Origin of the sequence: Pseudoalteromonas sp. S558, from assembly GCF_005886635.1 — a bacterium.
Classification (GTDB): Bacteria; Pseudomonadota; Gammaproteobacteria; order Enterobacterales; family Alteromonadaceae; genus Pseudoalteromonas; species Pseudoalteromonas aliena.
Window position 1 is genome coordinate 1 of the sequence record NZ_PNDU01000199.1, and the last position, 26,491, is coordinate 26,491.

Below are 26,491 nucleotides of genomic sequence, written 5' to 3' on the forward strand. Positions count from 1 at the left end.
CCTTAGCTCTGGATAATAAATCTATCTCGAGCGGCTATTTTCAGCGCTAACTGCGTTGAATTTACTTGCAATAGGCCCGCTATTGACGCGTAAATTAGCCTTGTTTCCACTGAAAATCTCTGGCTAGAGAAAATAAATTCAAATATCACCATGATTTAATACGTTAAGTAAATCTCTTAACCAGACTTCAGGTTAAGCCGATTGGTATAACTCAGTAGATTACATTGCTGCTATTTGGCGACAAGCGGCTTTATTTTACGATTAGTCGCATTAAATTCAGCGAGTGTATAAGGTAGACGCTTAATAATACCTATTGCTTTAAATTAGTACGCTATTATAGCGATAAGAAAGCAGCTCAATAGCAAAGCTATCGTTATGATATCTTAAATAAAATTGGTAAAATCAGCAGCTTCACTCTAAAGGGGCTAGATGCAATGTCTGCAACCATATCTAAAAAATACCAAGCAATGCTTAACTGGCGACCTAATTTAATAGGGCAGTTTGCAATAAGTATGCTGCTTTCGTTACTCCCGCTTTCTATTGTGGTAATTGTTTTTTTAAATGCGCTTAACAAACAGTTGGCTGCTACTCAAAGTATTGTCAGTAATAACTACCAAGTAACCAAATCGTTCAATATTTTAAAACAAGAGCTCAATAGCCTTGAGCGTGCCACTAGGCAAAATTGGGTGTTAAAAAGTGAATCGCTCGATAAACTCATTGTCGATAAATGGCAATCATCCCTGCAAAGTATTGATGAACTGAAGTTGATTAATTCCGATCGTGATTACACTCAGCAGTGGCAGCACTTATTTACCGTTTTAAAAGCCGCACATGTTGAACTTATTGATGAAAAACAACAGCAAGCAGAATTGTTTTTGCCAGTAAGTGATCTTGTCGCCGAGCTGACCTTATGGCTGCGAGATAAAAACGAAGCGCAAATTACCAGTAACCAAAACGAACTAACAAGCTTGCAAGCGTCATTTATCAATTGGCTGGTGGCACTTATTCCACTGACTTTAATTGTTGGCGGAGGTTTTTTGTGGCGCATAAGTGGGCGGCTAAAAGGGTTAACTACGGTTATTGATAAGCTGGGGCAGGGACATTGGCAGCAAAAAATATCTGTTAAAGGTTCTGCTGAGCTAATTGAGCTAGGAGAAAAACTCCAGTGGGTGCAAGCGCAATTACACATGCTTGAGCAGCAAAAAGATACTTTTTTACGCCATGTAACTCATGAGCTAAAAACGCCGCTTGCTTCAATGGTCGAAGGCACGGATTTATTAACTGATGAAATAGTAGGCCCTGTTACCGATGAGCAAAAAGCGGTGCTTGAGCTCATTAGCCAATCTATGGTGCGCCTTCGCACAATGATTGATAGCTTGCTAAGTTATAATGCCATTCGCACCAGTAAAGATAGTCTAAGTGAGGTTGAATTTAGCCTCCTTATTAATAAAATTAGCAATCATTTTGAACATCGCTTGACTGCGCGTGAGCAGGCTCTACAGTGGCAAAATACTCTACCTAATAAGCCACTTGCTTTACCCAGTGAACTCATTGAGATGATTTTAATTCAGCTTATTTCAAATGGCTTAAAATTTTCACAAGATAAGCAAAGCGTCACTATTAATTTAGCGCTTGAGCAAAACCAACTTTGTATTGCTGTGCTTGATGAAGGCTGCGGTATAAAGGAGCAAGAAAAAACTCATATTTTCAGTGCTTTTTATCAAGGCAAACACAGTAAAAGTGTTACGTTACAAGGCAGTGGACTGGGATTAACTATTGTAAAAGAGTCAGTTGAACAATTAAGAGGAACACTCACCGTTGAACATAATGAGCCTCATGGTTGTCGGTTTTTAATTCAAATTCCTATTACAAAAAATCCAGGAGTTAGTTAACATGCGCTTGCGTTACATTGCTATTTTTTGTGTGCTCAGTGTCAGTATGGTTATATCGGGTTGTAAAATTAATAACGGGCAAAAAGATCGCGTGTTAATAACACCAGAGCCTGTAGTTGCCACTAACATAAAAAACGATAAAAAAAACAAACCAAATCCAAAGCCTAAGGCAAAAATTGAACCCGGTTACCCAACCACAGATCAAGTTATTGCATGGCATGCTAATCAATGTGGCGGATTTAAATTAGTGCCTAGCAAACATATTTTTACTGGCGAGAGCGAGCTTAAACGCTTTTTTAAGTTTATGTGTTTAAATATAAGTAACGACCCAAATACAGTGATGACTAAGTTGCTTAAGCTCGATCTTGCTTACTTTTGGCCTGATGATATAAAGCAATATTTATGGCTTCAAAAACAGCACATTACTATGCAAGTAAATGCTAAAAAAGAGCAGCAAGCACTGAATAATAAAATGCAAGAAACCCTCTCATCGTTAGCAACTATCGAACAGCAGCTTTTACTACGTGAAGAAATTAAGGAGCAGTAATTATGGCCGCAACCAAACCGCAAGGTGCAAAAGTACTATTAGTTGACGACGACGCTAGCTTATTAAAACTGCTCGCTATTCGTATCGAATCAAAAGGATACGAAGTAACTACCTGTGAAAGTGGTTTAACCGCACTGCAAATACTAAAAGGCCAAGTATTTGATGCAGTAATAACCGACCTACGAATGGATGAAATGGACGGTATGGCTCTGCATCGTCAGCTGCAAAGTCGCTATCCTGCATTGCCTGTAATTATGATGACAGCGCATGGTTCAATTCCTGATGCCATAGAGGCAACTAAACAGGGCATTTTTGCATTTATAACCAAACCAGTAGATAAAGACGAGTTATTCGACAGTCTCGCCAAAGCTATAGAGATTCATGGTGTTAACGCCGATGAAGCCGCGCCTAAAAGTAATATTGTAACGCGCAGTGGCGCTATGCTGCATTTACTAGAGCAAGTAAAGCTACTTGGTCCAACACAGGTTAATGTACTTATTTCGGGGGCCAGTGGTACAGGTAAAGAATTGCTCGCCCAAGCTATTCATCAGCATAGTCATGTAAGCGATGGGCCCTTTGTCGCTATAAACTGTGGCGCGGTACCGAGTGAACTTTTAGAATCAGAATTATTTGGTCATAAAAAAGGCGCGTTTACGGGGGCGATTAAAGATCACCAAGGTTTGTTTCAACAAGCGCAAGGTGGCACGTTATTTTTAGATGAAATCGGCGATATGCCACTTAACCTACAAGTTAAGTTACTGCGTGTATTACAAGAAAAAACTATTCGTCCAGTGGGCTTTCAAGAAGAAATAGCAATAGATGTGCGTATTGTATCGGCAACACACAAAAACCTCCCAGAAGCTATTTTAAACCAGCAATTTAGAGAAGATTTATACTATCGCTTAAACGTTGTTAATTTAAAACTACCGCCTCTTTGCGAGCGCCGTGAAGATGTCAGCCTGCTAGCCCAGTATTTTAGCGCCAGCATTGCTAAACGTATGAACCAAAGTGAAAAGCATTTTGCTAACGATGCTATGCACGCATTAGTACGTTACGATTGGCCTGGTAATATTCGCCAACTACAAAATGTAGTTGAACAGGTTGTTGCGCTGACCCCAAGTGAGGTAATATCAGAACAATTGGTGTTAGCTGCACTAAATAGTAATGAAAAAAACCTAGCCCCGCTCTCGTTAAACGATGCTAAAAAAGAATTTGAGCGTGATTACGTGATTAACACTCTTAAAATGGCGGCAGGAAATGTAGCTGAAGGCGCTAAGCTTGCTAAGCGTAACCGTTCTGACTTTTATAAGTTAATTAAAAAGCATAACATTGACGTTGATAATTTAAATTGAATTTTTAAAGGAAGTAAACATGCAGTTATTTATGGTGTACTTAGGGGGGCGAATTCAGGGTTGCCATATAGAAATGCACGATATTCGATTTGTAGTGGGGCAAAACATTGAGCAAACGTATTCAAAATTAAAAAGCCAATGGGTGGGTGACAAAAACAGCGTTCATATGGATAGTTACATGGCGATTAACCATATTGATGGCTTTAAAGTTGAGGTTGTTGATACGTACGTTGAGCAAAACAAACAACTCTATTTTGTAAACTTAGGTGCTTACCGAAGCGATTCACTTGCTGAGCAGCACGATTTTGCACTATATGTTGCAAGCAGTGCAGATGAAGCCAAGCAGCGCGCAAAAGACGATTTACTTGCAGGGCTTAGTCATATTCATAAAGATGATTTACACGACGTAGATGACTGTTTTGCTATCGATTTACTCGACAGCCAATTGAATATAAAGTTAACCCCCAGTGGTGAAGCACAAACTATAAAGCCAGATTGGTTTGGCTATCATATATTGTAATAATAATTTTACTTGGTTCAATAGGGATATTTGTGAAAAAGTATGGCTTCTTAGTGTTTATTTTATTATTGACCGGTTGCGAGTCAATATCGCACCTAGCGCCAGTAAGGGATCTCAATAAACTTGCGAAACAAGTAAAAAACAACCCCACCGATGTTAAAGCAATTGAAAAACAAGTAAAAAAAACGCATCGTTCAATTAAGCAACAAGTGGGGAGTGTTAGCCAGCTATTAGCAACGTTAGAAAATGTAGTTAGTCGTAAATGGGGTAAAAAAAATACTCAGCAACCAACGCGCAGAAAGTATGTAAAATACAGCAATGATTACCAAGCACGCGCCGTTATTGATTTTGACCGTAATATGGTGCAGGTCGAAACCATAGCCACTAAAAATACCAATTCGCTTCTAACTCAAGCAATTGTAATGACATTATTGACCTCAAGTGACCCACATAAAACAGATATTTTTACCAGTAAATCGCCTATTTTAGGGGATGAACCTTTTTTGTATCAACAAGTGCTCGATGAAGACGGACTCCCCATAAAATATGAATGGCGGGCAAATCGTTTTGCTCGTTACTTAGTAGATACCAAAGTGCAAAAAAAACGTAGTGATGGTCATTCAATCACATCAGTGTCTTTTCCTCTGGTAGAGCAAAACGCCCACTTACGAAAGCAAAAATACAGTGATTATGTATTAGCTGCGGCAAAAAAATATCAGCTTCCCGCATCGCTTATCTACGGTATTATTGAAACAGAGAGTCACTTTAACCCTTACGCAGTAAGCTCTTCAAATGCGTATGGATTAATGCAAATAATTCCGTCGCGCGCAGGAAGAGACGTCTATCAAAAAATAAAGAAAATACCAGGGGAGCCGAGTAAAGAAGTATTGTTTGATCCTAAAAGAAATATAGATATTGGCAGTGCGTATTTAAGTGTACTAAAAAATAGCTATTTAAATAAAATACAAACCAAACAAAACCAACATTACGCCATGATTTCTTCATATAACGGTGGCGCAGGCAATGTACTAAAAATATTTAATTCAAATAGAACAATCGCATTTTCAAAAATTAACCAACTAACGTCGAGTCAGTTTTATAAAATACTCACAACTAAGCACTCTAGAGCTGAATCGAGACATTACTTAGAAAAAGTGACCGTAGCAGAAAAAGCATATCAATAAGTTAGATGGGCCCTTACTTAACTAGTTACTTTTTATGATCGAGTTTGATCAAGTCTGTAGTTTTTTAGGGCCGCAAGCGGGGGGGAAGCTTATTCTATAGTTATATTTCACAGTACTCCGACTGAATTAACCCAAAGCATTTAAGATTGTGAAACTGATTTTTCCAGTAACCACTTTGACGCCTAATGCCTTCTTCTTTGAATCCAACTTTTAGAAGAAGAGATTCAGATGCAGAGTTTCCAGGAACAGTGTCTCCTTGTATGCGATTAAGTTTACCGCAAGATAAGTCACCTGAAAATGCCGCCTTAACTATTCGGTGGACCGCTTCAGTGGTAAAGCCCATGCCCCAATACTTAGGCAGTAAATCATATCCAAGAACAGCGCTCTTCATTTTAGGACTCCAAGTATTAAAGCCACAAGTACCGATAAGTTGATTTGTTTCTTTTAGGCGAATAGCCCAACGAATACCAGAGTTTTCTTCAAAGCGAGAGTTGAAAAATTCAATTCAATTAAATTAATCGCCTGTAACAGTTCAGTGAAAGCTTCTAAGTCATAATATTTAACAACTAAATTGTTCGAGAACAACTCAAATAAACTATTTGAATCTTCTTTTGATAACTGATCTAATCTTAAGCGATTCGTCTCTAAAACAGGAAATGACAATCTAAACCCTCCGTGAAATATAACGAGCCGATAGATTAACTCGTTTCAAATTTATTTGTTATTGATAAACAAACCATAGCTGAGTTCCTGTTTTGGTTCAATCGGCTACTTCAATTTCAGATGAAATATTAAAAGGAGTTTTGGTGCTGTTTTAATTGGCATTTTGGACTATATTACAGGTGTGTGAGTGGCTTGTGAGATTACTGAACCTCAGATTGTGGATTACCATATATTTTAAAGTATTGGGAAAAGATGTTTTTTCGAGAAACGCCTTTGGGTTGTGAAATAAATGGAAATAAAAACGCTTTTTTATCCAATATTTCTACTTTCCATTGAGTTTCACCAATAAAATAGAAGGTTAACGTATTGGGTTCTTGAATATTATAATCTCTAAAAAATCCCGTTGAATACATACTTCCAATTGTAGCTGAATCAATAACATCTAAATTTTCATCCAAAAGATGAATGTGAAGCATATCTTCATGAGGGGTGTCGTCCGTCATAAATACAAGGTACTTACAACCTGTTTTAATACAACGTTCCAAATAACTCCCGTCAATACTTTTACCTGTATTCGTGTTGCCTAAAAATATACAGCTTTGCTGTGAGGAAGTAGGCTGTGTATTAAATTCTTGACTGTCGAGTGTAATCATATTTTTCACCAAGTCATACTCACGCCAAAAGCGGCTAATGCACCTCATCAGGTTTTACAATTTCAGAATAAACGATATTTTGCTTCGTTTTAGATAGCTCATCAAATATTTTTTAATCTTTTTGTAATTCATTTTGTATGCTATTTTCCCTTTCTTGATAATAATTAACTCTTATAAATCAGTTATTTCTCTTGCTCTTCTTTTTCACTTTTGGCGGCCATTTTAAATGCCACAATAACTAGCCCAAACATAGCAAACGGTAGTGCTGCTAACATGTATTCAACCACATTACTGTCTTGAAAGTTTGCTTGTAGTAAAAAGTGGCCTGCTACGCACATTAAAATAACGACCAATAAAATAGGCAGTAACATAAGTTCTTTTTTTGATGAATGATTTTTCATTGAATACGAGGCTGTAGCTAAAAATAATGCGCCATTGTAATGAGCTTGTTTAGGCTTGGCAAACTCCGCAGAATTTATTAATTAATGATATGATTAACATCAAACAATTTTATTAATGTTTATGGGAATAAAGTGAAAAATAGCTTAAAACAAGTTTATCTCGTTGGTGGTGCAGTGCGCGATAAACTGCTAAATATAAAATCAAAAGATAACGACTATGTAGTGATTGGTGAAACACCAAAAACGATGGAGTCGCTTGGTTTTGTGCCAATAGGTAGCGACTTTCCAGTTTATTTGCACCCAAAAACAAAAGAAGAATATGCACTAGGGCGCACAGAGCGCAAAAGCGGCAAAGGCTATACCGGTTTTGTGGTTGATGCCAGCCCAACAGTAACGCTCGAAGAAGATTTAGCAAGGCGCGATTTAACCATAAATTCAATGGCGCTTGACGAAAACGGCAATATTATTGACCCGTTTAATGGTCAAACTGACTTACAAAATAAAACACTGCGCCACACCACAGCTGCATTTGTAGAAGACCCTGTACGAGTACTGCGTATTGCTCGCTTTTTAGCGCGCTATGGCAGCCAGTGGAGCATTCACCCAAGTACGTATGCGTTAATGCGCGAGCTTAAAAATAAAGGTGAGTTAACACATTTAGTGCCTGAGCGAGTATGGCTTGAAACAGAAAAAGCACTGGGTGAAAAACACCCTGAGCTTTATTTTGAAGCATTGCAAGGTTTGGGTATTTTCCCAGAGCTTGAGCGCATGGTTAATGTACCGCAACCAGCAAACCATCACCCTGAAGGGGATGTATTTGTACATACCATGTTAGTACTTAAACGCGCCGCCGGTTTAAATTTTAATTTGGAAACGCGTTTTGCTGCATTAACTCATGACTTTGGAAAAGCATTGAGTTTTAAAAAGCATGGAAATTTACGAGGGCACGAACGCGAAGGCGTTGCAGTAGTCGAGGCATTTTGTGAGCGTTTAAAAGTGCCTAACCGTTTTCGCGATGTTGGTGTACTCACCAGCGATAATCACACTCTTTGCCATACAATTGATCAGTTAAGGCCGCAAACCGTCCACAAGCTAATAGTGACTAACTTAAATGCATTGGTACACCCAGAGCGTTTTATTGCTTTTACTCAAGCATGCCAATGTGATGCGCAGGGGCGAGGCGAAACCTTGGTTGATAAGCCATATCCGCAAGCAGCTAAACTGCGAGCAATTTTTAGTGAACTGCAAAAAATGGATAAGAAGCTGGTAGTTCAAAATGCGCTTAAAAATGGCAAAAAAGGCCCTGAAATAGGCGAAGAAGTAAAACTTGCAGAAATAAGCTGCATTAAAACATTTTTACAAAATGAGAAGCTGTAAGGCCAATAACTTACAATTAAATTAAACTAGATAATGCGATACGCCTTGGTTTTTAGTCGTGTCGTGTTTTCTAAGTTCTTTGTAGTTTGCGCTTTTTGGTTTTACGTTTTCAGGTTTAGGCTTTTTAGAGGGCCTGTATAAGTCAAAAATAAAATCCAGTTCTTCACGCTCAAGTGATGGTTTCATGAGTATTCCTTCGATTTAATACTTTAATATGATGTAGGGTATGGTTGTTCGACTGAATAAAAAGTGAATAGTTACATTTGCAGTGGTACTAAATTGTAATCGGCAGGTTTGAAGGGGTAAGCGGCGTGTTAAACTGTTCTATTAACTATTTTAGTTATGTAATGGCAAGCTTACAGTAAACACTACACCATCGACTTGTTCGTTGTTTTGCGCGGTTACACTGCCTTTATGGTAGTCGCATACCAGCCTTACAATATAAAGCCCTAAGCCTAAATGTGGTTGTTGCTGCATTTGCTGGCTACGCACCGACACCATAGAGTCAAAAATATGCTCAGTGAGTCCTTCGGGTAACGCAGGGCCTGTATTACTCACTGTTAATGTTGCTTTATTTTCAGTTTGCATAAGGCTCACATTAATCGCCGTATTGGCTTCACTAAACTCCATCGCATTATTAATAAGCTTATCAAGCAGCTGAGCTATAAACTCCGGTGCACCTTGCATAGATAATTTGTTTTGGCATACATCAAGCGCAAATAAATGGTTTGGGTAAGTAAGCTGATAGCCTTGCATGCAGCCATTTATTACTTTTTGTAAATCAAAAGGCTCAGGCTCGTTGCTTTGAATACTTTGCTCAAGGCGAGTGGCTTCGCTCATGGTGGTTATTATTTTACCTAAGCGTTTAACACCTTCACTGGCGCGATCGAGGTATTTTTGGCTCAGCTCGTTTTGTGGCAAGCTTTGTAAGTTCTCGAGTGACGAGCGCACTACGGCAACCGGCGTGCGCAGCTCATGTGATAACCGTGACGACATATTTTCTAAGTAATCGGTATAGCCACCAAGTCGACTAACAATGTTTGAAAAACTACGAGATAGATCGCCAATTTCATCGTTAGCATCGCTGTAATTAATACTGCCGGTAACACGCCCTTGTGCATCAATTGCTTGCTCAGCAGTATCGCGCAGTCGCCTAATTCGGTTTGATATACGTGAGGCAAAAAAGAACAAGGTGACAGTACCAATTAGCATCACAGCTAAAATAACGTTAAAGAGTTTTTCGAGTGATTTATTACGTAGTGTACGTACGCCGTTTGTGGTTTCCTCTGCTATTACCGCGCCAATTACTTGGTCTTGGATCCAAATAGGGTAAGCGGCCGATAAAATAACGGCTTTGCTGTCGGGTGTTAATCGCCAAGACGATGCTGGTTGTCCTTTTAATGCTTTCGCTAAATGTGTGCCTTGCATAGAAGCTACATCGTGCAGGGTATCTAAAAACTCATTTTCGGGGCGCGTTAATATTTTATAGTAAATTGGGTGCAAGTAATTTTGCTCAAAGCGCTGCCACCACGTTTCAGGTGCTTGGTTAGCAAGCCCATCAGCCCAAACGCCATCTGCATTTTGAATAGTACCCGATTGTGCAAGTACACGATGATGGTTATCAACCACCCAAATACGGCTACCACTGTGGCCCATGCCTTTTAAAATACGGCTAATTTCTGGGGAAGGTACGAGTACCGAGCCTAAATCGTTTGGGTTATTTAAGTTTGAGGTCGACATTATTTTAGGCTCTAACAACGCCTCTTTATTATCAACATCAACAATGGCAAAGCCAAGTTTGTTGCCCAGCATGTTAATAGGAAAACGCAGCTCTGCGTTATAACCCGATTCGGTACTTTCAAAATAGCCCTGAATTTTTGTAAAAGGGGTTTTGGTATTTGCATCAAACGCATTAATCCAGCCATCTTGGCGTGGCGCAATAATGTAAGTATTAAACTGGCCGTCTGGCGTTTTTAGGCCAATTTGTAAATAATCGTTATTGGTAATGCTTAAGCTATTTTTAGCGCGATAAATAAGGGTATTGTCGGTTACTTTAAATACGGCGTATAAGTAGTTATCAAATTTTCCCACCATATGATCAAACGATAAGTCACTGGCTTGATGTTTGTTGTCTGTTTTTTGTAAGTAGCGTTTGTCGTAGTGCCAAAATAGTGGTTGGTAGCTATCCCAATCGTTAAGTTTACCGTCAAGCTGAATAGGATTTTTAAGATTGTAAGCGTATAAATCGCGACCTTTTACTACTTGGTCTAAAAAGTTAGTTTGCTCGTCAAATAATGCAGGTCGCTCATGTAATGCAGTAGCAAGTGCGCGAGTGGTGCCTACGAGGGTTTTTTCTTGGCCTTGGCGTAAAAACTTTTCCATTTCCCATACGTACTCGTAGCCAAGCCACGGCAGCAAAAACAAAAAACATGAAAGTAATATAAATTTACTGCGTAGACCAAATCGTAGCATTAGTGTTGTTCCCACCTGTAGCCCATGCCATACACGGTATCTATGCAATCAAAGGCGCTGTCGAGTGCTATAAACTTTTTACGAATACGTTTTACGTGTGAAGTAATAGTGCTGTCGTCTACATAAATTTTTGCATCGCTCATTAAATCGTTACGGCTTTTAACATGGCCTGGCCGCTGGGCGAGTGAATGCAGCATCCAAAATTCGGTTACGGTTAAATCAACTAATTGTTGTTGCCAAAACACCTGCATTCGTTGCGTGTCAAGCGTTAACTGCCCGCGTGTTATGAGTGCGTTTGCATCAGCGGGTTGCTCAAGTGCTTCCATGCGGCGAAACAGCGCACCAATACGTGCAGCCAAGTGAGCCAAGCTTATGTCTTTTGTTAGGTAGTCGTCGGCGCCCATGCGCAGGCCGCATACGGTATCTATTTCGCTATCGCGGGCGGTTAAAAAAATAATAGGCAGTGTTTTAGAAAGCGATCGCAATGTTTGGCACAGTAAAAAACCACCATCTATTTCATGACCTAAGCCAATATCAACAATGGCTAAATCGGGCAGGGCATTTTTAAATGCAACTTCTGCGCTGGCGCGATCTGCAAAGCCACTTACTTGGTAGCCCTGTAAGCTCAGCATTTCTATGTAGTTTTCGCGGATTGCGGGTTCATCTTCAATGATGGCTATTTTTTTCATCTTAATCATTATCCTATCGGCTCTGCTGTGCACTATATCGAAGTTTTTAAGCTAAGTACGCTTAAAAAGGCAATTGCCATTTTTTTGCCACAATTGCTCAGCAGTTTGCCATTTTTGATCCCCTTTATTGCCACTTGAGCTTGTTTTAATACAGCCATCAAAACAAAACGTCACAAATTAAAAAGTAATTTAAAGGATCACATCATGAAAAAGACATTAATCGCATTAACACTGGTTGCTAGTTTTTGCACTCCAGTAATTGCCTCAACATCTAACACGCCATCAAAAGAAGCTCATAAAGAAACGGCTATTGGTTTAGGTGCAGGCGCTATTATTGGCGGTGTAGTGGGTGGGCCAATAGGTGCATTTATTGGGGCATTTGCCGGTGGCTTAATAGGCGATTCAAAAGTAGCTGATAACAAAATTGCAGAGCAAGAGCGTGCTATTACGGTCATGAAAGAAAAAACCAGCGATTACCAACATGTGCTTAACCACAACAATATGTTAGAGCAGCAGTTAGAAGTACTTGCCAATCAAAATGAGCAATTAACTCAAGTTCAAATTAATAACTTATTAGCCATGACGGTGCAATTTAAAACAGGCTCAAGCGTTATTGCACCGCATTTTGCACTGCAGTTAGACCAACTGGTTACCTTGTTAAACAACCAACCACAACTCGCACTTGATTTAAGCGGCTTTGCCGATCAGCGCGGCGATGAGCAAGCCAACCTTTTACTCTCTAAAGCACGTGTAAATGCCGTGCAAAGCTATTTAATAAAACACGGTGTGAGCCACAAGCGCTTAAGCACGCAGGCATTTGGCGAGCAGCAAACATTGGCAAATAGCAACACGGTGGAAGATAACTTTTTTGATAGACGCGTAACGCTTACCACTCGCTCAATAAATAGTGTAAATGGCCAAACGGCGAGTAACTAAACCTAACTGAATCTAAGTAAAGCTAAGCGTTCGATGGAGTGATTTTATGTTGAGTAAACCAACCAAAATGCTTACTAAAGTAAGCATTTTTATATTCATAGCGATTGTGCTGTTAGCGAGCTTCAAAAGCCAAGCGCAATCACCCAAGTTAGAGCTTTTTGATAGCAATGGTGCGCCAGCAGGCCCAGCAATAATATTAAAAAGCGACGCCAATATGACCTTAACCGGCCTGATTAATCATGTTGTCGTAACGCAAACCTATCAAAACGAAAATCCGTTTGCAGTTAATGCGCGCTACGTTTTTCCATTGCCAGATGAAAGCGCCGTACATGCCATGACGATGCGTATAGGTGAGCGAGTTATTAAAGGCCAAATTGATAAAAAAGTGGAGGCTGAAAAAAAATACGAAGAGGCTAAAAAATCAGGCAAGCAAGCGGCACTCGTACGCCAGCAACGCGCCAATATGTTTATTACGAATGTGGCGAATATTGGCCCTGGTGAGCAGGTAATTATTGAGCTTGAGTATCAAGAAATAATTGATTACAGCAGCGGTACATTCGCTATTAGATTTCCTACTACTATTACACCGCGTTATCACGCGATTAGTGGTGAGGTTGAGGTTAATACTCAACACCAAGCGCATACAAGTCCACTCCCAACTGGGTGGTTGAGCCCTGTTTACAGCACTCAAAACATCACTCAAAATAGTACTCAAACTGATAACGTACCAAGTAGTAAATTTAGCTTAAACATTGATATAGACGTTGGCTTAGAGCTGGTGGATATCAATTCTAAATTTCATAATATTGATGTGAAAAACACTGCGTTTGGGCAATATAAAATAGCGTTAAATGAAGCAAATGCAGTTAATCGCGACTTTGTACTTGAGTTTAAACCGCTGCAAAAAGAGCAGGCCCAAGCTGCATTTTTTACTCAGCAGTTTGAAAATGGCGAACGATACGGGCTTGCTATGCTAATGCCACCGGGGGATCACTTTACACAAACTCAGCGATTACCTCGCGAAATGGTATTTGTCGTTGATACGTCGGGCTCTATGCACGGGCAATCTATGGAGCAAGCTAAAAAAGCGTTGTTTTATGCGCTTTCATTACTTGATAGCGACGACAGCTTTAATATTATTGGTTTTGATAACATAGTGACTCCAATGAGCGATAAACCACTTATAGCCAGCGACTTTAACTTACGCCGCGCAGAGCGATTTATTTATAGCCTAGAAGCCGACGGCGGCACAGAAATACAAGGTGCGCTTAATGCCGTACTTGATGGCAGCGAGTTTGATGGTTTTGTACGCCAAGTTGTATTTTTAACTGATGGCAGCGTAAGCAACGAAGACGTATTGTTTAAAAACATTCAAAGTAAATTAGGCGATAGCCGCTTATTTACAGTGGGTATTGGCAGTGCACCCAACAGCTTTTTTATGCGCCGAGCGGCAGATGTTGGTAAGGGCTCATTTACGTTTATAGGTAGCACAAGCGAGGTGCAACCTAAAATGCAGCAGTTGTTTGATAAGCTTGCACATCCTGCGATTACTAATTTGGCGCTAAGCGATGAAAGCGGTAACAGCTTAGATTTTTGGCCGTCACCACTACCTGATTTATATTTTGGCGAGCCTATCATGGTCGCTATAAAACTTAATAATGCTAAAAGTGTGGTGCTTGCTGGGCAAACTGCACAAGGGCCCTTAAGTATTAGATTAAGTACACAAAATAGCTCAAGCGCTCAAGGTATAGCAAAACTGTGGGCGCGCCAAAAAATTAAGTCATTACTTTTATACAACGAGCAAAGTACCGTTAAAGATGAAGTACAAAAGCTTGCACTTACTCATCAATTACTTAGCCCATTTACTGCTTTTATAGCGATTGAACACACTCAAACAAAAGAAGTGGCAGAGCAAACGGCGCAAGCTACTAATGCAGTACCACAAGGTATGGCAATACGTTTACCGCAAACCGATGGGCAAAGTAGGCTGCACATAGTATTAGGCTGTATTTTATTATTAGGATTTGGCGCCCTTAAATTTAAACACAGAGCGAATCCTTAAATGAAAAGAGACTTAAAATGAAAACGTGGCTAAGCGTGGGCTTACTAATAGCTGGGCTTGGATTATTTGGTCACGGCGCTTATATGCAGGCAAAAGCGTGGCTTGCTCAAGTATTAATTGAGCAAGCCTGGCAAGAGGCGCTTAAATCACCTGGCACCAAAGCAAAGCCGTGGTATTACGCCGACAGCTACGTTACTGCAAAGCTTGATTGGCCAAGCCATAATAAAACATTAAGTGTATTGGCTGGAGCGAGTGGTCGTAATTTAGCGTTTGCGCCTAGCCAATTTTTACCCGCAGGGGAGCTTGGCGGCAAAGAATTTGGAAACGAAAAAGGCGCGCTAATAGCAGGGCATAACGACACCCACTTTGCATTTTTACAAAACGCAAAAGTGGGGGAGGCGTTTACTTTGCAACTGCAAAGTGGGGTGATTCAAAATTATAAGGTAACGGGAATTGAGGTTATTCATCAATCTCAATATGACTTTTTACAAACACCTGGGTTGTATTTACTTACCTGTTACCCTTTTGATTCGCTTGCCTCAGGTACTGATTTGAGATTGCTTGTATCTGCGCAAATGTCTTCGCCCGATTCACTAAGCGGTATATCAACCACAAGTTCTTGATGGCGCTGGCTTACCATTACACCAATAAATACCACAAATATGCTCAACCATTGCCAAACGTTGAGTACTTCGCCCAAAATAATCGCTGACAAAATAAGTGTAAAAATAGGAATTAAATTAGAGTATGCCGCAGCGGTTAATACCGATACCTTGCTAATAGCATAGTTGTACATGCCATAGCCGCCAAGGGTTACACACGAGCCTAAATATAAAATGCTCATTAGCGCGGTTAAGTCGTGTTGGTTTTCGCTTGGCAGGTCGATAAAAAATAAAAACGGCGCAAAAAATAAGCTGCCGCTAATACCTTGCAGTGCAATTAAAGTCAGGGGGGAATAGCGATTAGCTAAATGCTTAATACTTACGGTATAAAATGCCGCACACACCATAGCCATCAACTCTAAAAAGTTACCCAGTAACGGATTTGGTGCTTGCTCAGAATTTGGGGATAGAAGCGTAAGTAAAATACTGCCGCCAATACACAGCGTAAAACCGACCACAATGGATTTACTTATGTATTCTTTAAGTAATACAAAGGCAAGTAGGGCAATAATTATAGGTAAGCACGACACAATAACACCCGCCTGCGAGGCTGACGTGTATTCCATTGCATGACCTTCAAATAAAAAGTACAAGCAAGGCTCAGCAAGCGACATACCCAATAAATACTTCCAGTCACCTTTTAAATACTCAAACCGAATAACGTAGCGCCATAAACAAAGCGATAAAACTAATGTGGTGAGCATGCGTAAAAATATCACCAATGCAGGGTCGTAAATGGCAATGGCGTATTTGAGCGCAATAAAAGAGCTGCCCCATAAAAAGGTGGCAATAATTAAACATAAACTGGCAGGCATAAAGAGTAATTTACATAATTTAATAAAATCAGATCCTAGCATGAATATTTTTAACTTGTTCAAAAATACCGAGCTGGTATAAATTAATTCATCTTTAATTAATCAGTAGTAAAAAGCACATGCAAAGGGAACAGGTAATAGTTGTAAAGCTTGGTACAAGCGTACTTACCGGCGGCACTGATAAACTAGATAAAGCACACATGGTTGAATTAGTACGCCAATGCTGCGAGCTTAAAAAGCAGGGTCATCACGTTATTTTGGTATCGAGCGGCGCGGTAGCCGCTGGGCGCGAGCAACTATTAAAACCCTGTGGCAGAAGCTTAATTGATAAACAAATGCTTGCTGCAATTGGGCAAGGCCAACTTATTCATATTTGGCAGAGCTTGTTTGCTTTATATGGGGTAAGCGTTGGGCAAATGCTGCTTACGCGCGCTGATGTAGACGACAGAGAGCGCTACCTTAATGCCCGCGATACACTCACCGCACTGCTAAATTACGACGTTGTACCCATCATTAACGAAAATGACGCAGTCGCTACCAGTGAAATAAAAGTAGGCGACAACGATAACTTATCGGCACTTGTCGCTATTTTGGCTAATGCTAATAAGCTGCTGCTACTTACCGATCAAGAAGGCTTATTTACCAGCGATCCGCGCACAAACGCCGACGCAACCCTCATTGGTGAAGTAACACATATAAACGATGAACTGCGCCAACTTGCTGGTGGCAGTGGCACAAGTTTAGGCACTGGCGGCATGGCAACCAAATTACAAGCAGCCGATATTGCAAGGCGTGCAGGCGTTGAAGTTATTATTGCTAAAGGCGCAGGTAAAAACGTTATTTTAAGATGTATGAGTGACGAGTTACCAGGCACGCGTTTTATAAAGCTTGCCGCCCCAAAAGATGGTCGTAAAAAATGGCTACTAGCGGGGCCTAAAAGTACAGGGCAAATTGTTATTGATTCAGGTGCTATTACAGCGCTGCAAAATAAAGGCGCAAGCTTACTCGCAAAAGGTGTTACTAATGTATTTGGTCGCTTTGAGCGCGGTGATTTAATCGATTTAATTGATAAAAAAAATCAAGTGATTGCAAGAGGCCTAACACGCTTTAGTAGTATTGAGGTCACAAAAATAAAAGGGGCGCACTCTAATCAAATAGGCCAGTTACTTGATTACGATAGCGGTGCAGAAGTATTACATCGCGATGACTTAGTACTACTTTAGATATTAACCAAAAAAGATTAGCCTACAAGTATTGCCTCATAATTTAGTAAAATCGTAAATGTTGACTAAACTGGTTGCAGATTAACCAGTTTAGGCATGGAAATGCAAGCAAATAAATGTGGTCATGAGTGGATTATTTCACTTACCCAACAAGAGGAAGAAGGAGATTTAGACGCTGCACTTATCCAAGTAATTAGCGATTTACTGGAAGTCGATAATTTTGCTATTTATATAAATAAGTACTTTTGTGTGCCGGTCCCTCCTAAATTAATTAACACCCCAAGCGATATTGAGCATGTAAAACCGGCTAAAATACAGCAGCTACTAAGTAAAGCCACTCCAAATAAAGTTAGAGTCAGCCATGCAGGTGGGCATACGGCAAGCTATGTACCTGTTTATCATTTAGAAGATGTGATTGGTGTGTTGATCATAGAAACACCACAAAAATTACCAGAGCGCATCGGTGTTATGGCTCTACATATTTTAAATATTTATGCCAATCAGCTATGGCTTTTACACAAGTCTCGATTAGATCCGCTAACCGAGCTACTAAACAGGCAAACATTTGATAAAAAAGTAATGGAAATAGTGTCTGGCAATGGTTTTTTATTATCAAGGCAGAACGTTAACAAAGATCGAAGTTGGTATTTAGCGATTGCTGATATCGACTTATTTAAAAATGTGAATGATAATTTTGGCCATGTAGTGGGCGACGGTGTTATTGCCCAAGTGGCTAAATTATTAAAATATAATTTTAGAGTTGAGGACTATGTATTTAGGTATGGAGGAGAAGAGTTTGCTATTTTATTTCAATCAAGAAGCCAAGCAGCAGCTTACACTGCATTAAATAGACTTAGAGTTAATGTGGCCGATCATTCTTTTGCGCAAATTGAGCGGCTAACAATCAGCATTGGTTTTTTAGCATTACAAAGCATTGATACCGTATCGAGTATTGTTAATCAGGCTGATTTAGCGCTTTACCATTCTAAAAAAACAGGCCGAAACAAAGTAACAGCGTGCAGTGAATTAGCGCTTTATGACGAAGTGGCAACAACTCAATAGTATTGAGCTTTTTTGATTGTAAATTTGTGCTAAAATCTGGCTCCTTAAATTGTTGTAAACAGAGCGCAGAACATGAAATTAGTTCGTTGGTTTTTAGGTTGTATAATTTTATTCTTTAATTTTGTATTTACTCCCCGCAGTAAAAAGCGTGCAAGCGACGAGCAAGCAAAGCTTGATCAGCAAACCTCACAATTTAAACTATATCAATTTAAAGCATGCCCGTTTTGTGTAAAAGTACGTCGCGCTATTAAACGCGAAGGCTTAAACATAGAAACGCGTGATGCAAAAAATAATGAACAATATCGTCAAGAGCTACTAGAGCAAGGCGGCAAAGTTAAAGTGCCTTGCCTGCGTATAGAACAAAACGGCCAAGTACAATGGTTGTATGAATCAAACGATATTATTGCTTACTTAAACAAAGTAGCTGCATAAACCACTTTTACTATCTCACTTATTTAAAGAGAATATACCATGACAATTCGCACCCGTGTTGCCCCGTCGCCAACTGGTGACCCGCATCTTGGCACCGCTTATATCGCCTTATTTAACTACTGTTTTGCTAAACAACAAGGCGGTGAATTTGTACTTCGTATTGAAGATACAGACCAAGTACGTAGCACGCCAGAATCTGAACTTGCGATTATGGATAGCCTACGCTGGTTAGGGCTTGAGTGGGATCATGGTCCTGATGTGGGTGGCGAATTTGGTCCTTATCGTCAGTCTGAGCGAAGCGATTTATATAAGAAATACGCGCATCAGTTAGTTGACGATGGCAAAGCGTTTTACTGTTTTGCAACAAGCGAAGAGCTTGATCAAATGCGTGAAGAGCAAATGGCAGAAGGTTTGCGCCCTAAATACGACGGTCGTGGTTTAAACCACACAGATGAAGAAATTAAAGCAAACCTAGCTGAGGGTAAACCTTACGTTATACGTATGAAAATCCCAAGCGAAGGCACATTTAAGTTTAACGATTACCTACGTGACGAAATTGAGATCCCGTGGGAAAACGTAGACATGCAAGTGTTATTAAAAGCAGATGGTTTCCCAACATACTTTTTAGCAAACGTAGTTGACGACCACCACATGCAAATTAGCCATATTTTCCGTGGTGAAGAATGGATTAACTCAGCACCTAAGTTATTAAAACTTTACGAAGATTTTGGTTGGGAAGCGCCAGTACTTGGTCACTTACCGTTATTGCGTAACCCAGATAAATCAAAGCTGTCTAAGCGTAAAAACCCAACCTCTATTAATTACTATAAAGAAATGGGTTACCTGCCAGAAGCCGTGCTTAACTACTTAGGCCGCATGGGCTGGTCAATGCCAGATGAGCGCGAAAAGTTCACACTTAATGAAATGATTGAAAACTTTGACATGAAGCGCGTATCGCTTGGTGGTCCAGTATTCGACGTAGATAAATTAAGCTGGTTAAACGGTACTTGGATCCGTGAAAACCTAACCGATGAAGAGCTAATGCAGCGCTTCGTTGATTGGAAATTTAACGGTAAAATGCTTGCTAAAGTATTGCCAGAGGCTAAAGCTCGCATCAACACGCTTTCTGATATGGTTGAGCTAGCAGGGCATTTTGTAGGGGGCATTCCAACTTACGATCCAGCGTTACTAACTGCCGGTAAAGCAGACGAAAACGTGATTCGCCAAGCACTACAATTTTTTGTATGGCAGCTTGAAGGCTTACGTAGCTTTGACAAACCCGCTATTTTTGCAATAGCAAAAGAAGTTGCAACATTCCACGAGCTTAAGATTAAAGATTTTTTAGAGCCAATATTTGTCGCCATTACTGGCAAAACGTCAAGTACGTCAGTGCTTGATGCAATGGAAATATTAGGGTCTGACCTATCACGTGCTCGTTTACGTGTAGCACTTGCTCATTTAGGTATTTCTAAAAAGCAGGCTAAAAATATAGAGCGTGCGTACCGCGAATACCCAAGTGCATAATTGCTAAATAATGCATTTTTAAAAGCCGAGCTTAGTAAAATAAGTTCGGCTTTTTTAATCGGGTCACTTATAATTTTGAAAAAGGGCTAATAACACCATTAGCACCTTGTTGTAGTACGTGGGTATATATTTGTGTAGTTTTAACGTCAGAATGGCCAAGCTGAGCTTGAACGGTTCTTATATCGGCGCCATTTTGCAGTAAATGAGTAGCAAAAGAGTGCCTTAATGTATGGGGTGTTATTATTTTTGTTAACCCTGATTTTTGAACGGCTTTTTTCACTTCTTTTCTAATGCAAGAGTGATGAAAATGATGTCGCCTTATTTCGCCACTTTGAGGATCTGAACTTAATATATGAGAGGGAAATAAATACTGCCATGCTAGTGTTTTTGCGGCTGAAGGATATTTTTTAGTTAAGGCATATGGCATCCATACGCCAGAATATTCCGTATTATTTAAATCAAGTTTTAAATAGTCATCAACGTTCAAAATTTGATTTCTCAGCATAGGAATTAGCTCGATGGCCAGCGTTACAATGCGGTGTTTATTACCTTTTCCATTCCATACTTGAATACATTTATAATCAAAATCAATATCTTTCACCCTTAATTGCGCCGCTTCCATCACTCTTAAACCACTTCCATACATAAGAGCTGCAATTAAATAATAGCGCTTATTTAAATGAGCCATCAACATTTTAACTTCCTCTGGGGTCATCACGACAGGGAGCTTTGCTTGTTTTTTACTGCGGGCAAAATTTAAATTTAATGAAAGTTCGTTTTTTATTATGTGCTTGTATAAAAATGATAATGAATTTAATGCGGTGGCTTGCGTACGTGGTGCAACGTTTTGCTTTAACACTAAATGTTCTAAGTAGCGCTCGACTTCATTGTCTCCCATTGAGGCGGGATGGCGTTTATTATGAAAATGGATATAAGATGCAATCCATCTTAGGTACGTATCTACGGTGCGTAATGAATACTGACGTACCAACATATAATCGGCTATATAATTTAAAAATGGAGAACGTGTTTTCATATTACCACCAATAATAGTGCTGTTTTTATATACAGTATAGTTGTACTGCTCCCATATTCAAGAAAATGAGCGACGAGCGCATTTTCTCTTTTATTAATAGTTTGAGTGCTAATAAAAAATTATATATAGCAATGTATTAAGTTATTTGATAAAAATGATTTATAAAATACATGAGCGTATCGTTGGCAGAAATATGCGCGACGAGCGCACTATAAAATTGTTAAAGGGCAAGTCAGGCTTCTGTATTCGACAGTGAGCTCACAAGGAAAGTTAATATGAGTTGTAATGAACTATTTTTTTCTAGTAATGATAAAGATGAAACTCTTCACCAAAGAACAAAATTATCAGATGTTGTTTTGTCAAAAGGCATTACTAAAAAGGATGAGTTAATTGAATTTCTTCGACCTGAATTAAGTGAAGCCTTTGAATGTAAAGTTGGGTTTTGGTTACAAGGTTCTTATAAAAGTCGTACATTAATTAAACCAGTAGATAAGTTTTCTTCCTATGATATCGATATCGGTGTTTATTTGTTTTTTGACGCAGAATCTGAAGAGATTGATTCTAAGGATGTGAAATCAACACTAAAAGATGCCTTGTCTTCATATTTTGAAATAAACGATGAAGCAGAGCCACAAAAATCAAAAAACGCTTGCGAAGGACTAAAGTATTCGACATTCCTTACTATTGATACACCTATTTATTTTATTGATGGCTCTAATATTAAATTAGCTACGGATGACGGGTGGGTTGAAAGTGATCCAAAAGCTATTCAGGATTGGCTTACGAACTGCTATAGCGAAAAAGCGGATCGAGCATTGATGAAGCGTTTGGTTCGCTACTTCAAAGCTTGGATTAATGTTAAATGGCAAGGTACAGGGTTTAAAAAAATACCCTCGATAGCAGTTAACGTTTTAGTTGCACAGCACATGCAAAAGCATGATAGAGAAGATGACTCTTTTCTTCATACAGCTTTAAGTATATGTGAAGAACTAGAGTCCACATTTATAGTAAATAACCCATTGGGTGGAAGTAACCTCCTGACAATGCCTGAAGACTCAGAAAGTTTTGCTCATCAAAAGCTTGATGAATTAAAAGCTATATGCCTTAGCTGTATTGATTCAAGTGAATTTGATAGAGGAATTAATTTTTCAAATCTTTTTCAACATTACTTCCCTCAAGTAAATATAAGTTCTTCTGAAGGAACAACAGGCTTACCTGCCGTAGTTACTGTACCTGAAATATCCATTTGCAGATATGACAAAGATGGAAATCATGTTGAAACAACTACCACTGATAATTTAACAGTTAAAAAAGGTGACTCGCTTACCTTTACTATATGTAATCAAGATTCATTTAATACTTATTCAGATGCACAATGGACAGTTAGGAATGTAGGCGGTCAAGCAACAGATGCTAATGATATTGGGCATAAGGTTGTTGGGAGGCTAAATGAAAGCCATAAAAGGGATACATCATATACAGGCTCACACACTATGGAGTGTATGATTACTCATAACGGAGTGGTAAAAGGTTTTCAGGCTATTCATGTCCAAGTGAAGCCAGCCAGTACCCTAAGGCGAAAAAAAATATTTAAAGGTTGGAGGCGCTAATTATGTGGGATCTTTTTCCATCAAAGGTTAAGTATGGTCTCCCAGCTGTAATTGCAATTCTAATTTATTTATTTTGTAATCAATATCTCGATCAACCATTGATAAGATCTATGTCTTATACGATTACAGCTATAACAATTTTAGCGTGGCTTTTTGGTAAATATCTTTGGAAGTTTGTATACATAGACTTTTTCAAAAACAAATTTTGTCCTGATTTTAATGGCAAATGGATAGGTACTATTGAGTCAAATTTTAATGGTGGCATTACCGTCCAGTTCCCAATTACAATTGAAGCTGATTTCTTTTCAATTAGAATGAAAGGTAACACTACAGTAGGTAGGACTTACGCAAATTACTGTAAGGTAATCAGAACTGATGATGATTGTTTTGAACTTGAATATATGTTTAAAGGGATAAATGATACGCCGTCCAAAACTGATACTAGCTTCTATGAGGGGGCAGCTAGGCTTAGAGTTCTAGATATATCGACTATGGAAATGAAAGGGGTATTCTGGACTAATAGATGTTGGCAAAACGGAAAAAATACAGCAGGTGTATTAGAGCTAAAGAAAGACTCATAACCTTGTGCCAATGCCCTTTAACAAGTTGCTTAAACGGACAAAAAACAGCTGGCTTTTGCTCGTTCCTCGCTAATTTTAGCCCGCTATTTTATTGCCGCTTAGCAAAGCGTTATACGTTTTTCCCAAATTGGAGTTAATTGGAAATTTATGGATCAAGATAAAGTAAAACATTTAGAGTTTATTCAAGCCGTAATCACAAGAATGAATACGAATTCTTTTCAGATAAAAGGTTGGTGTATAACAATTGCTTCAGCCTTATTGGCTCTATACGCATCAACCAAAAACGAATTGTTTATTTTGATTTCTGTCGCGCCAACATTTATTTTTTGGTTACTTGATAGTTATTACCTGATGCAAGAGAGAAAGTTTAGAGGTTTATATAAGGATGTTGCCGGAATATCGACCGAGCCTAAAGAGCTTAAAAGCTATGAAATGAGACCTGATTTGTATATTAAAGGTGATTACAACTTTTTCAATGTATTTAAATCACCGACTATAGCTACACTTTATTTCCCTCTTTGCCTTATTCTTGGCGGGATCTATTTTTATTTAAAGCATTGTGGTTAAGGGATTAACATGGCTAGATGGTTCTTATATTTCAATTCTGGATGAAGATGTATTTCTTAGAGAGCCACAAAGATATATTGAAAATGCCTATGATAAATCAGAATCTTCAGATGAGTTTGAATTAGTTAAACAAAGAAGTGCTGAACATGCATAGTGTCAACGGCTAACGTCATTATTTACCATTCACATATTTCCAGTAGTTACGGAAGCCAAATATAAAAGGGAAAATTATGTATAAAGGTTTTAATCTTAAGTTGAAAAACGCCTCAAAATTGGAAAGTGATGGGAAATATAGTGAGGAATTGAAAGCTAATAAGAAAAAAATCACAAGTAAATTCCACGAATTAATACTTTCTGATGACTATTTAGATGCAGAAGAGTTGATGAAGGCATGGTTTCCAAAAAGTGAATACCATGTTTTTATCTCGCACTCACATAAGGATGCCGAGATAGCGGAGTGTTTAGCTAATTGGCTATATGAGCACTTTGGCTTGAAAGCTTTTATTGATTCTCATGTATGGGGCTATGCAAATGAGCTTCTACAAGAATTAAATGATCTATATGCAAGAAAAGATGGGGATACCTACAATTATGCTCCTGCTATTGCAAATGCAGCTCATGTTCACTTAATGCTATCAACAGCACTAAATGAAGTTATCGATAAGACAGAGTGCCTATTTTTCCTTAATACTGATAATACATTAGAGAAAACTCTTCTAAAAAACGGTTTTGAAGAAAGCCGAACTGCATCACCTTGGATAATGAGTGAACTTAAAACATCTTCAATTATTAGAAAAAAATTGTCGCGTGACCGAAATATCGTGCGTAAATCTATATCTATGGAAAGAATAACTGAATCGGCTAAATTTCTTTATTCAGCACCTACAGAGCATCTCATAGACTTATCAGAAGATGATCTAGTTAACTGGTTGGATGACTGTACGACATATTTTGGCTCCCGTTTTCGCATTCCCATTGTCTCAAGTGATTATCAAGCACTAAATAAACTATATGAACAAGTAATTATTGAAGCTTAAGACATGAGCATCAACAAAATTGCTAGTTTAGTTGTATAAACGTATAACAAGGCATTTAAACGGAACTAAAACAGTGGGTTACGTTCCGCTTCGCTACACAGTATAACCCACTATTTTAGTCCGCTTAATGCGGCGTTAGTGCTCTTGCGGTTAATTTATTATTACTCCGTGAATTTCAAAAAAACACAACTATAAATGATGTTAAGGCTGATAAATGGAACTAGGTAATTTGGGTTTTCTTCAAAATATAATTGAAAATGAAGGGGATAAAAGCTTACAAAGTCTATCAACAGAATTTGGTCGTGAAAGCAGTAGAGATGATAGAGGTTACGCTGTAGAAGAACAAAATGTATTGTCTCTTTTTAAAAACATTACATCGATGATGCTTACCCCAAAAAGTAACAATGAACCTTTTCAGCCTTTAATGCAAATGGCAGATGGCAGACGTTCTGCATTACCAGCAGATCTTTCTCACAGTGAATTAACAATTTTAGCTAACTTAGTGGAACGCATTAATCATGTTGCTTTAAAAGCGAGAGTATACGATTTATTATGGATTTGCTGTAAACCTAAAAAGCCATCACATGCTAAATGTGCAATCGATTTTTATATAAAAGATGGAATCAAAGTAGACACGTGGAGACACACTGGGAAAAAAGAAATCGAAAGAGCATATAGATTAGCAAGACAACTTAACGATAGAGAGAGAATTACTAAAATCGAGGAGATAATAATTTCTTCATTCAACAATGACGCAGAAGGTTTTGTAGATATTGCTTACTCTATCGCTGAACTCGTTGAAAATCTAAATGCATTAAAAGAACACAACTTAAATATAGCTGAGAGATTAGAAAGTCTCGGTGCATCTTTGAAGTCAAAAGGCCATCTAAAAGATGCTATTCGTTATTTTGAGCTTAGTTCTAGAAAATACAAAAAAAGTTTAAATGAGGACAAGCATGTAGTTACATTGGTTCAAGCTGCGGAGTCGTATGCTTTGGATGCAGAAAACCACTTTAATCTTGGGGCGGGATCAAAATTAATAGCTAATAGTTTATTTGAGAATGCTATACATGCATATAGGAAAGTGCCGGCAAAATATCGTGATGAGTATTCAATTGATGAAAGAATATCAAAGCTAAGGCATGGCCTCAACGAATCAGGTAAGCATACCCTAAACGGTGTTTGTCAAACTAG

Annotated in this window: 25 protein-coding genes and 1 pseudogene; 18 read left to right on the top strand and 8 right to left on the bottom strand. The window is 38.9% G+C overall.

Annotation, left to right across the window (positions count from 1 at the left end):
• The first annotated feature begins 434 nt into the window (after positions 1–434).
• From CWB66_RS14045 to CWB66_RS14065, 5 genes are read left to right on the top strand one after another with little or no spacing between them, the layout of a single operon-like run.
• On the top strand, positions 435–1,892 hold the full coding sequence (locus tag CWB66_RS14045) for a sensor histidine kinase (RefSeq protein ID WP_138585862.1): 1,458 nt from the start codon (positions 435–437) through the stop codon (positions 1,890–1,892).
• 1 nt (position 1,893) lies between these two features.
• Complete coding sequence (locus CWB66_RS14050; protein WP_138585863.1) at positions 1,894–2,439, top strand: hypothetical protein; 546 nt, start codon at positions 1,894–1,896, stop codon at positions 2,437–2,439.
• Between the two features lie 2 nt (positions 2,440–2,441).
• Positions 2,442–3,791: a sigma 54-interacting transcriptional regulator gene (locus tag CWB66_RS14055; RefSeq protein WP_138585864.1), complete on the top strand. Its 1,350-nt coding sequence runs from the start codon at positions 2,442–2,444 to the stop codon at positions 3,789–3,791.
• A gap of 19 nt (positions 3,792–3,810) precedes the next feature.
• Positions 3,811–4,311, top strand: a complete 501-nt coding sequence (locus CWB66_RS14060; protein ID WP_138585865.1) for a DUF1543 domain-containing protein — start codon at positions 3,811–3,813, stop codon at positions 4,309–4,311.
• 32 nt (positions 4,312–4,343) lie between these two features.
• Positions 4,344–5,495, top strand: a complete 1,152-nt coding sequence (locus CWB66_RS14065; protein WP_138585866.1) for a murein transglycosylase domain-containing protein — start codon at positions 4,344–4,346, stop codon at positions 5,493–5,495.
• A 100-nt stretch (positions 5,496–5,595) separates the two neighbouring features.
• Here CWB66_RS14065 and CWB66_RS14070 read toward each other — a convergent pair.
• The 3 genes and pseudogenes from CWB66_RS14070 to CWB66_RS14080 all read right to left on the bottom strand — a co-directional run bounded on the left by CWB66_RS14070 (position 5,596) and on the right by CWB66_RS14080 (position 7,212).
• Positions 5,596–6,158: pseudogene (locus CWB66_RS14070) on the bottom strand (GNAT family N-acetyltransferase).
• A 200-nt stretch (positions 6,159–6,358) separates the two neighbouring features.
• Positions 6,359–6,859 carry a hypothetical protein gene (locus CWB66_RS14075; RefSeq protein ID WP_252371764.1) on the bottom strand — a complete coding sequence of 167 codons (501 nt, stop codon included), beginning with the start codon at positions 6,857–6,859 and terminating at the stop codon, positions 6,359–6,361.
• Between the two features lie 134 nt (positions 6,860–6,993).
• Entirely contained in the window at positions 6,994–7,212 is a 219-nt protein-coding gene (locus tag CWB66_RS14080; protein ID WP_138585867.1) for a hypothetical protein, read from the bottom strand.
• A 132-nt stretch (positions 7,213–7,344) separates the two neighbouring features.
• On the opposite strand from CWB66_RS14080, the gene CWB66_RS14085 reads away from it, so the two are divergent.
• Positions 7,345–8,589, top strand: a complete 1,245-nt coding sequence (locus CWB66_RS14085; protein WP_138585868.1) for a multifunctional CCA addition/repair protein — start codon at positions 7,345–7,347, stop codon at positions 8,587–8,589.
• 21 nt (positions 8,590–8,610) lie between these two features.
• On the opposite strand, the gene CWB66_RS22265 is transcribed toward CWB66_RS14085, so the two are convergent.
• The 3 genes from CWB66_RS22265 to pdsR all read right to left on the bottom strand — a co-directional run bounded on the left by CWB66_RS22265 (position 8,611) and on the right by pdsR (position 11,750).
• On the bottom strand, positions 8,611–8,775 hold the full coding sequence (locus CWB66_RS22265; RefSeq protein ID WP_167368304.1) for a hypothetical protein: 165 nt from the start codon (positions 8,773–8,775) through the stop codon (positions 8,611–8,613).
• A gap of 150 nt (positions 8,776–8,925) precedes the next feature.
• On the bottom strand, positions 8,926–11,061 hold the full coding sequence (pdsS, locus tag CWB66_RS14090; protein WP_138585869.1) for a proteobacterial dedicated sortase system histidine kinase: 2,136 nt from the start codon (positions 11,059–11,061) through the stop codon (positions 8,926–8,928).
• Positions 11,061–11,750 (bottom strand): proteobacterial dedicated sortase system response regulator, encoded by a 690-nt coding sequence (gene pdsR / locus CWB66_RS14095; RefSeq protein WP_138585870.1) that lies wholly within the window; start codon positions 11,748–11,750, stop codon positions 11,061–11,063. Before pdsR ends, pdsS begins: the two co-directional genes overlap by 1 nt.
• 204 nt (positions 11,751–11,954) lie before the next feature.
• Here pdsR and pdsO point away from each other — a divergent pair, with 204 nt between their 5' ends.
• From pdsO to CWB66_RS14110, 3 genes are read left to right on the top strand one after another with little or no spacing between them, the layout of a single operon-like run.
• Positions 11,955–12,686 (top strand): sortase-associated OmpA-like protein PdsO, encoded by a 732-nt coding sequence (pdsO, locus tag CWB66_RS14100; RefSeq protein ID WP_138585871.1) that lies wholly within the window; start codon positions 11,955–11,957, stop codon positions 12,684–12,686.
• A gap of 46 nt (positions 12,687–12,732) precedes the next feature.
• Positions 12,733–14,748, top strand: coding sequence for a marine proteobacterial sortase target protein (locus CWB66_RS14105; protein WP_138585872.1), 2,016 nt, complete (start codon positions 12,733–12,735; stop codon positions 14,746–14,748).
• 17 nt (positions 14,749–14,765) lie between these two features.
• Entirely contained in the window at positions 14,766–15,371 is a 606-nt protein-coding gene (locus CWB66_RS14110) for a class GN sortase (protein ID WP_138585873.1), read from the top strand.
• Here the strand turns inward: CWB66_RS14110 and CWB66_RS14115 are convergent.
• Positions 15,266–16,225 (bottom strand): DMT family transporter, encoded by a 960-nt coding sequence (locus tag CWB66_RS14115; RefSeq protein WP_138585883.1) that lies wholly within the window; start codon positions 16,223–16,225, stop codon positions 15,266–15,268. The two genes, CWB66_RS14110 and CWB66_RS14115, sit on opposite strands and share 106 nt — an antisense overlap.
• A gap of 119 nt (positions 16,226–16,344) precedes the next feature.
• Between CWB66_RS14115 and proB the strand changes: the two genes are divergently transcribed.
• The 4 genes from proB to gltX all read left to right on the top strand — a co-directional run bounded on the left by proB (position 16,345) and on the right by gltX (position 20,466).
• Entirely contained in the window at positions 16,345–17,448 is a 1,104-nt protein-coding gene (gene proB / locus CWB66_RS14120) for a glutamate 5-kinase (RefSeq protein WP_138585874.1), read from the top strand.
• Positions 17,449–17,550: 102 nt separating this feature from the next.
• Positions 17,551–18,510, top strand: coding sequence for a GGDEF domain-containing protein (locus CWB66_RS14125; RefSeq protein WP_138585875.1), 960 nt, complete (start codon positions 17,551–17,553; stop codon positions 18,508–18,510).
• Positions 18,511–18,582: 72 nt separating this feature from the next.
• Positions 18,583–18,942: a glutaredoxin family protein gene (locus tag CWB66_RS14130; RefSeq protein ID WP_138585876.1), complete on the top strand. Its 360-nt coding sequence runs from the start codon at positions 18,583–18,585 to the stop codon at positions 18,940–18,942.
• Positions 18,943–18,981: 39 nt separating this feature from the next.
• Positions 18,982–20,466: a glutamate--tRNA ligase gene (gene gltX, locus CWB66_RS14135; protein ID WP_138585877.1), complete on the top strand. Its 1,485-nt coding sequence runs from the start codon at positions 18,982–18,984 to the stop codon at positions 20,464–20,466.
• Between the two features lie 67 nt (positions 20,467–20,533).
• Here the strand turns inward: gltX and CWB66_RS14140 are convergent, their stop codons facing one another.
• A complete protein-coding gene (locus CWB66_RS14140; protein ID WP_077535795.1) occupies positions 20,534–21,502 on the bottom strand; it encodes an integron integrase in 969 nt (322 codons plus the stop codon).
• 275 nt (positions 21,503–21,777) lie between these two features.
• Here CWB66_RS14140 and CWB66_RS14145 point away from each other — a divergent pair, with 275 nt between their 5' ends.
• The 5 genes from CWB66_RS14145 to CWB66_RS14165 form a co-directional block, all read left to right on the top strand.
• Positions 21,778–23,112 carry a nucleotide-binding domain-containing protein gene (locus CWB66_RS14145; protein WP_138585878.1) on the top strand — a complete coding sequence of 445 codons (1,335 nt, stop codon included), beginning with the start codon at positions 21,778–21,780 and terminating at the stop codon, positions 23,110–23,112.
• A 2-nt stretch (positions 23,113–23,114) separates the two neighbouring features.
• Positions 23,115–23,693: a hypothetical protein gene (locus CWB66_RS14150; RefSeq protein WP_138585879.1), complete on the top strand. Its 579-nt coding sequence runs from the start codon at positions 23,115–23,117 to the stop codon at positions 23,691–23,693.
• Between the two features lie 147 nt (positions 23,694–23,840).
• A complete protein-coding gene (locus CWB66_RS14155; protein ID WP_138585880.1) occupies positions 23,841–24,260 on the top strand; it encodes a hypothetical protein in 420 nt (139 codons plus the stop codon).
• Between the two features lie 230 nt (positions 24,261–24,490).
• Positions 24,491–25,297 carry a toll/interleukin-1 receptor domain-containing protein gene (locus CWB66_RS14160; protein ID WP_138585881.1) on the top strand — a complete coding sequence of 269 codons (807 nt, stop codon included), beginning with the start codon at positions 24,491–24,493 and terminating at the stop codon, positions 25,295–25,297.
• Positions 25,298–25,511: 214 nt separating this feature from the next.
• The coding region (locus CWB66_RS14165; RefSeq protein ID WP_212747824.1) for a DUF7380 domain-containing protein at positions 25,512–26,491 on the top strand (980 nt) is incomplete at its 3' end.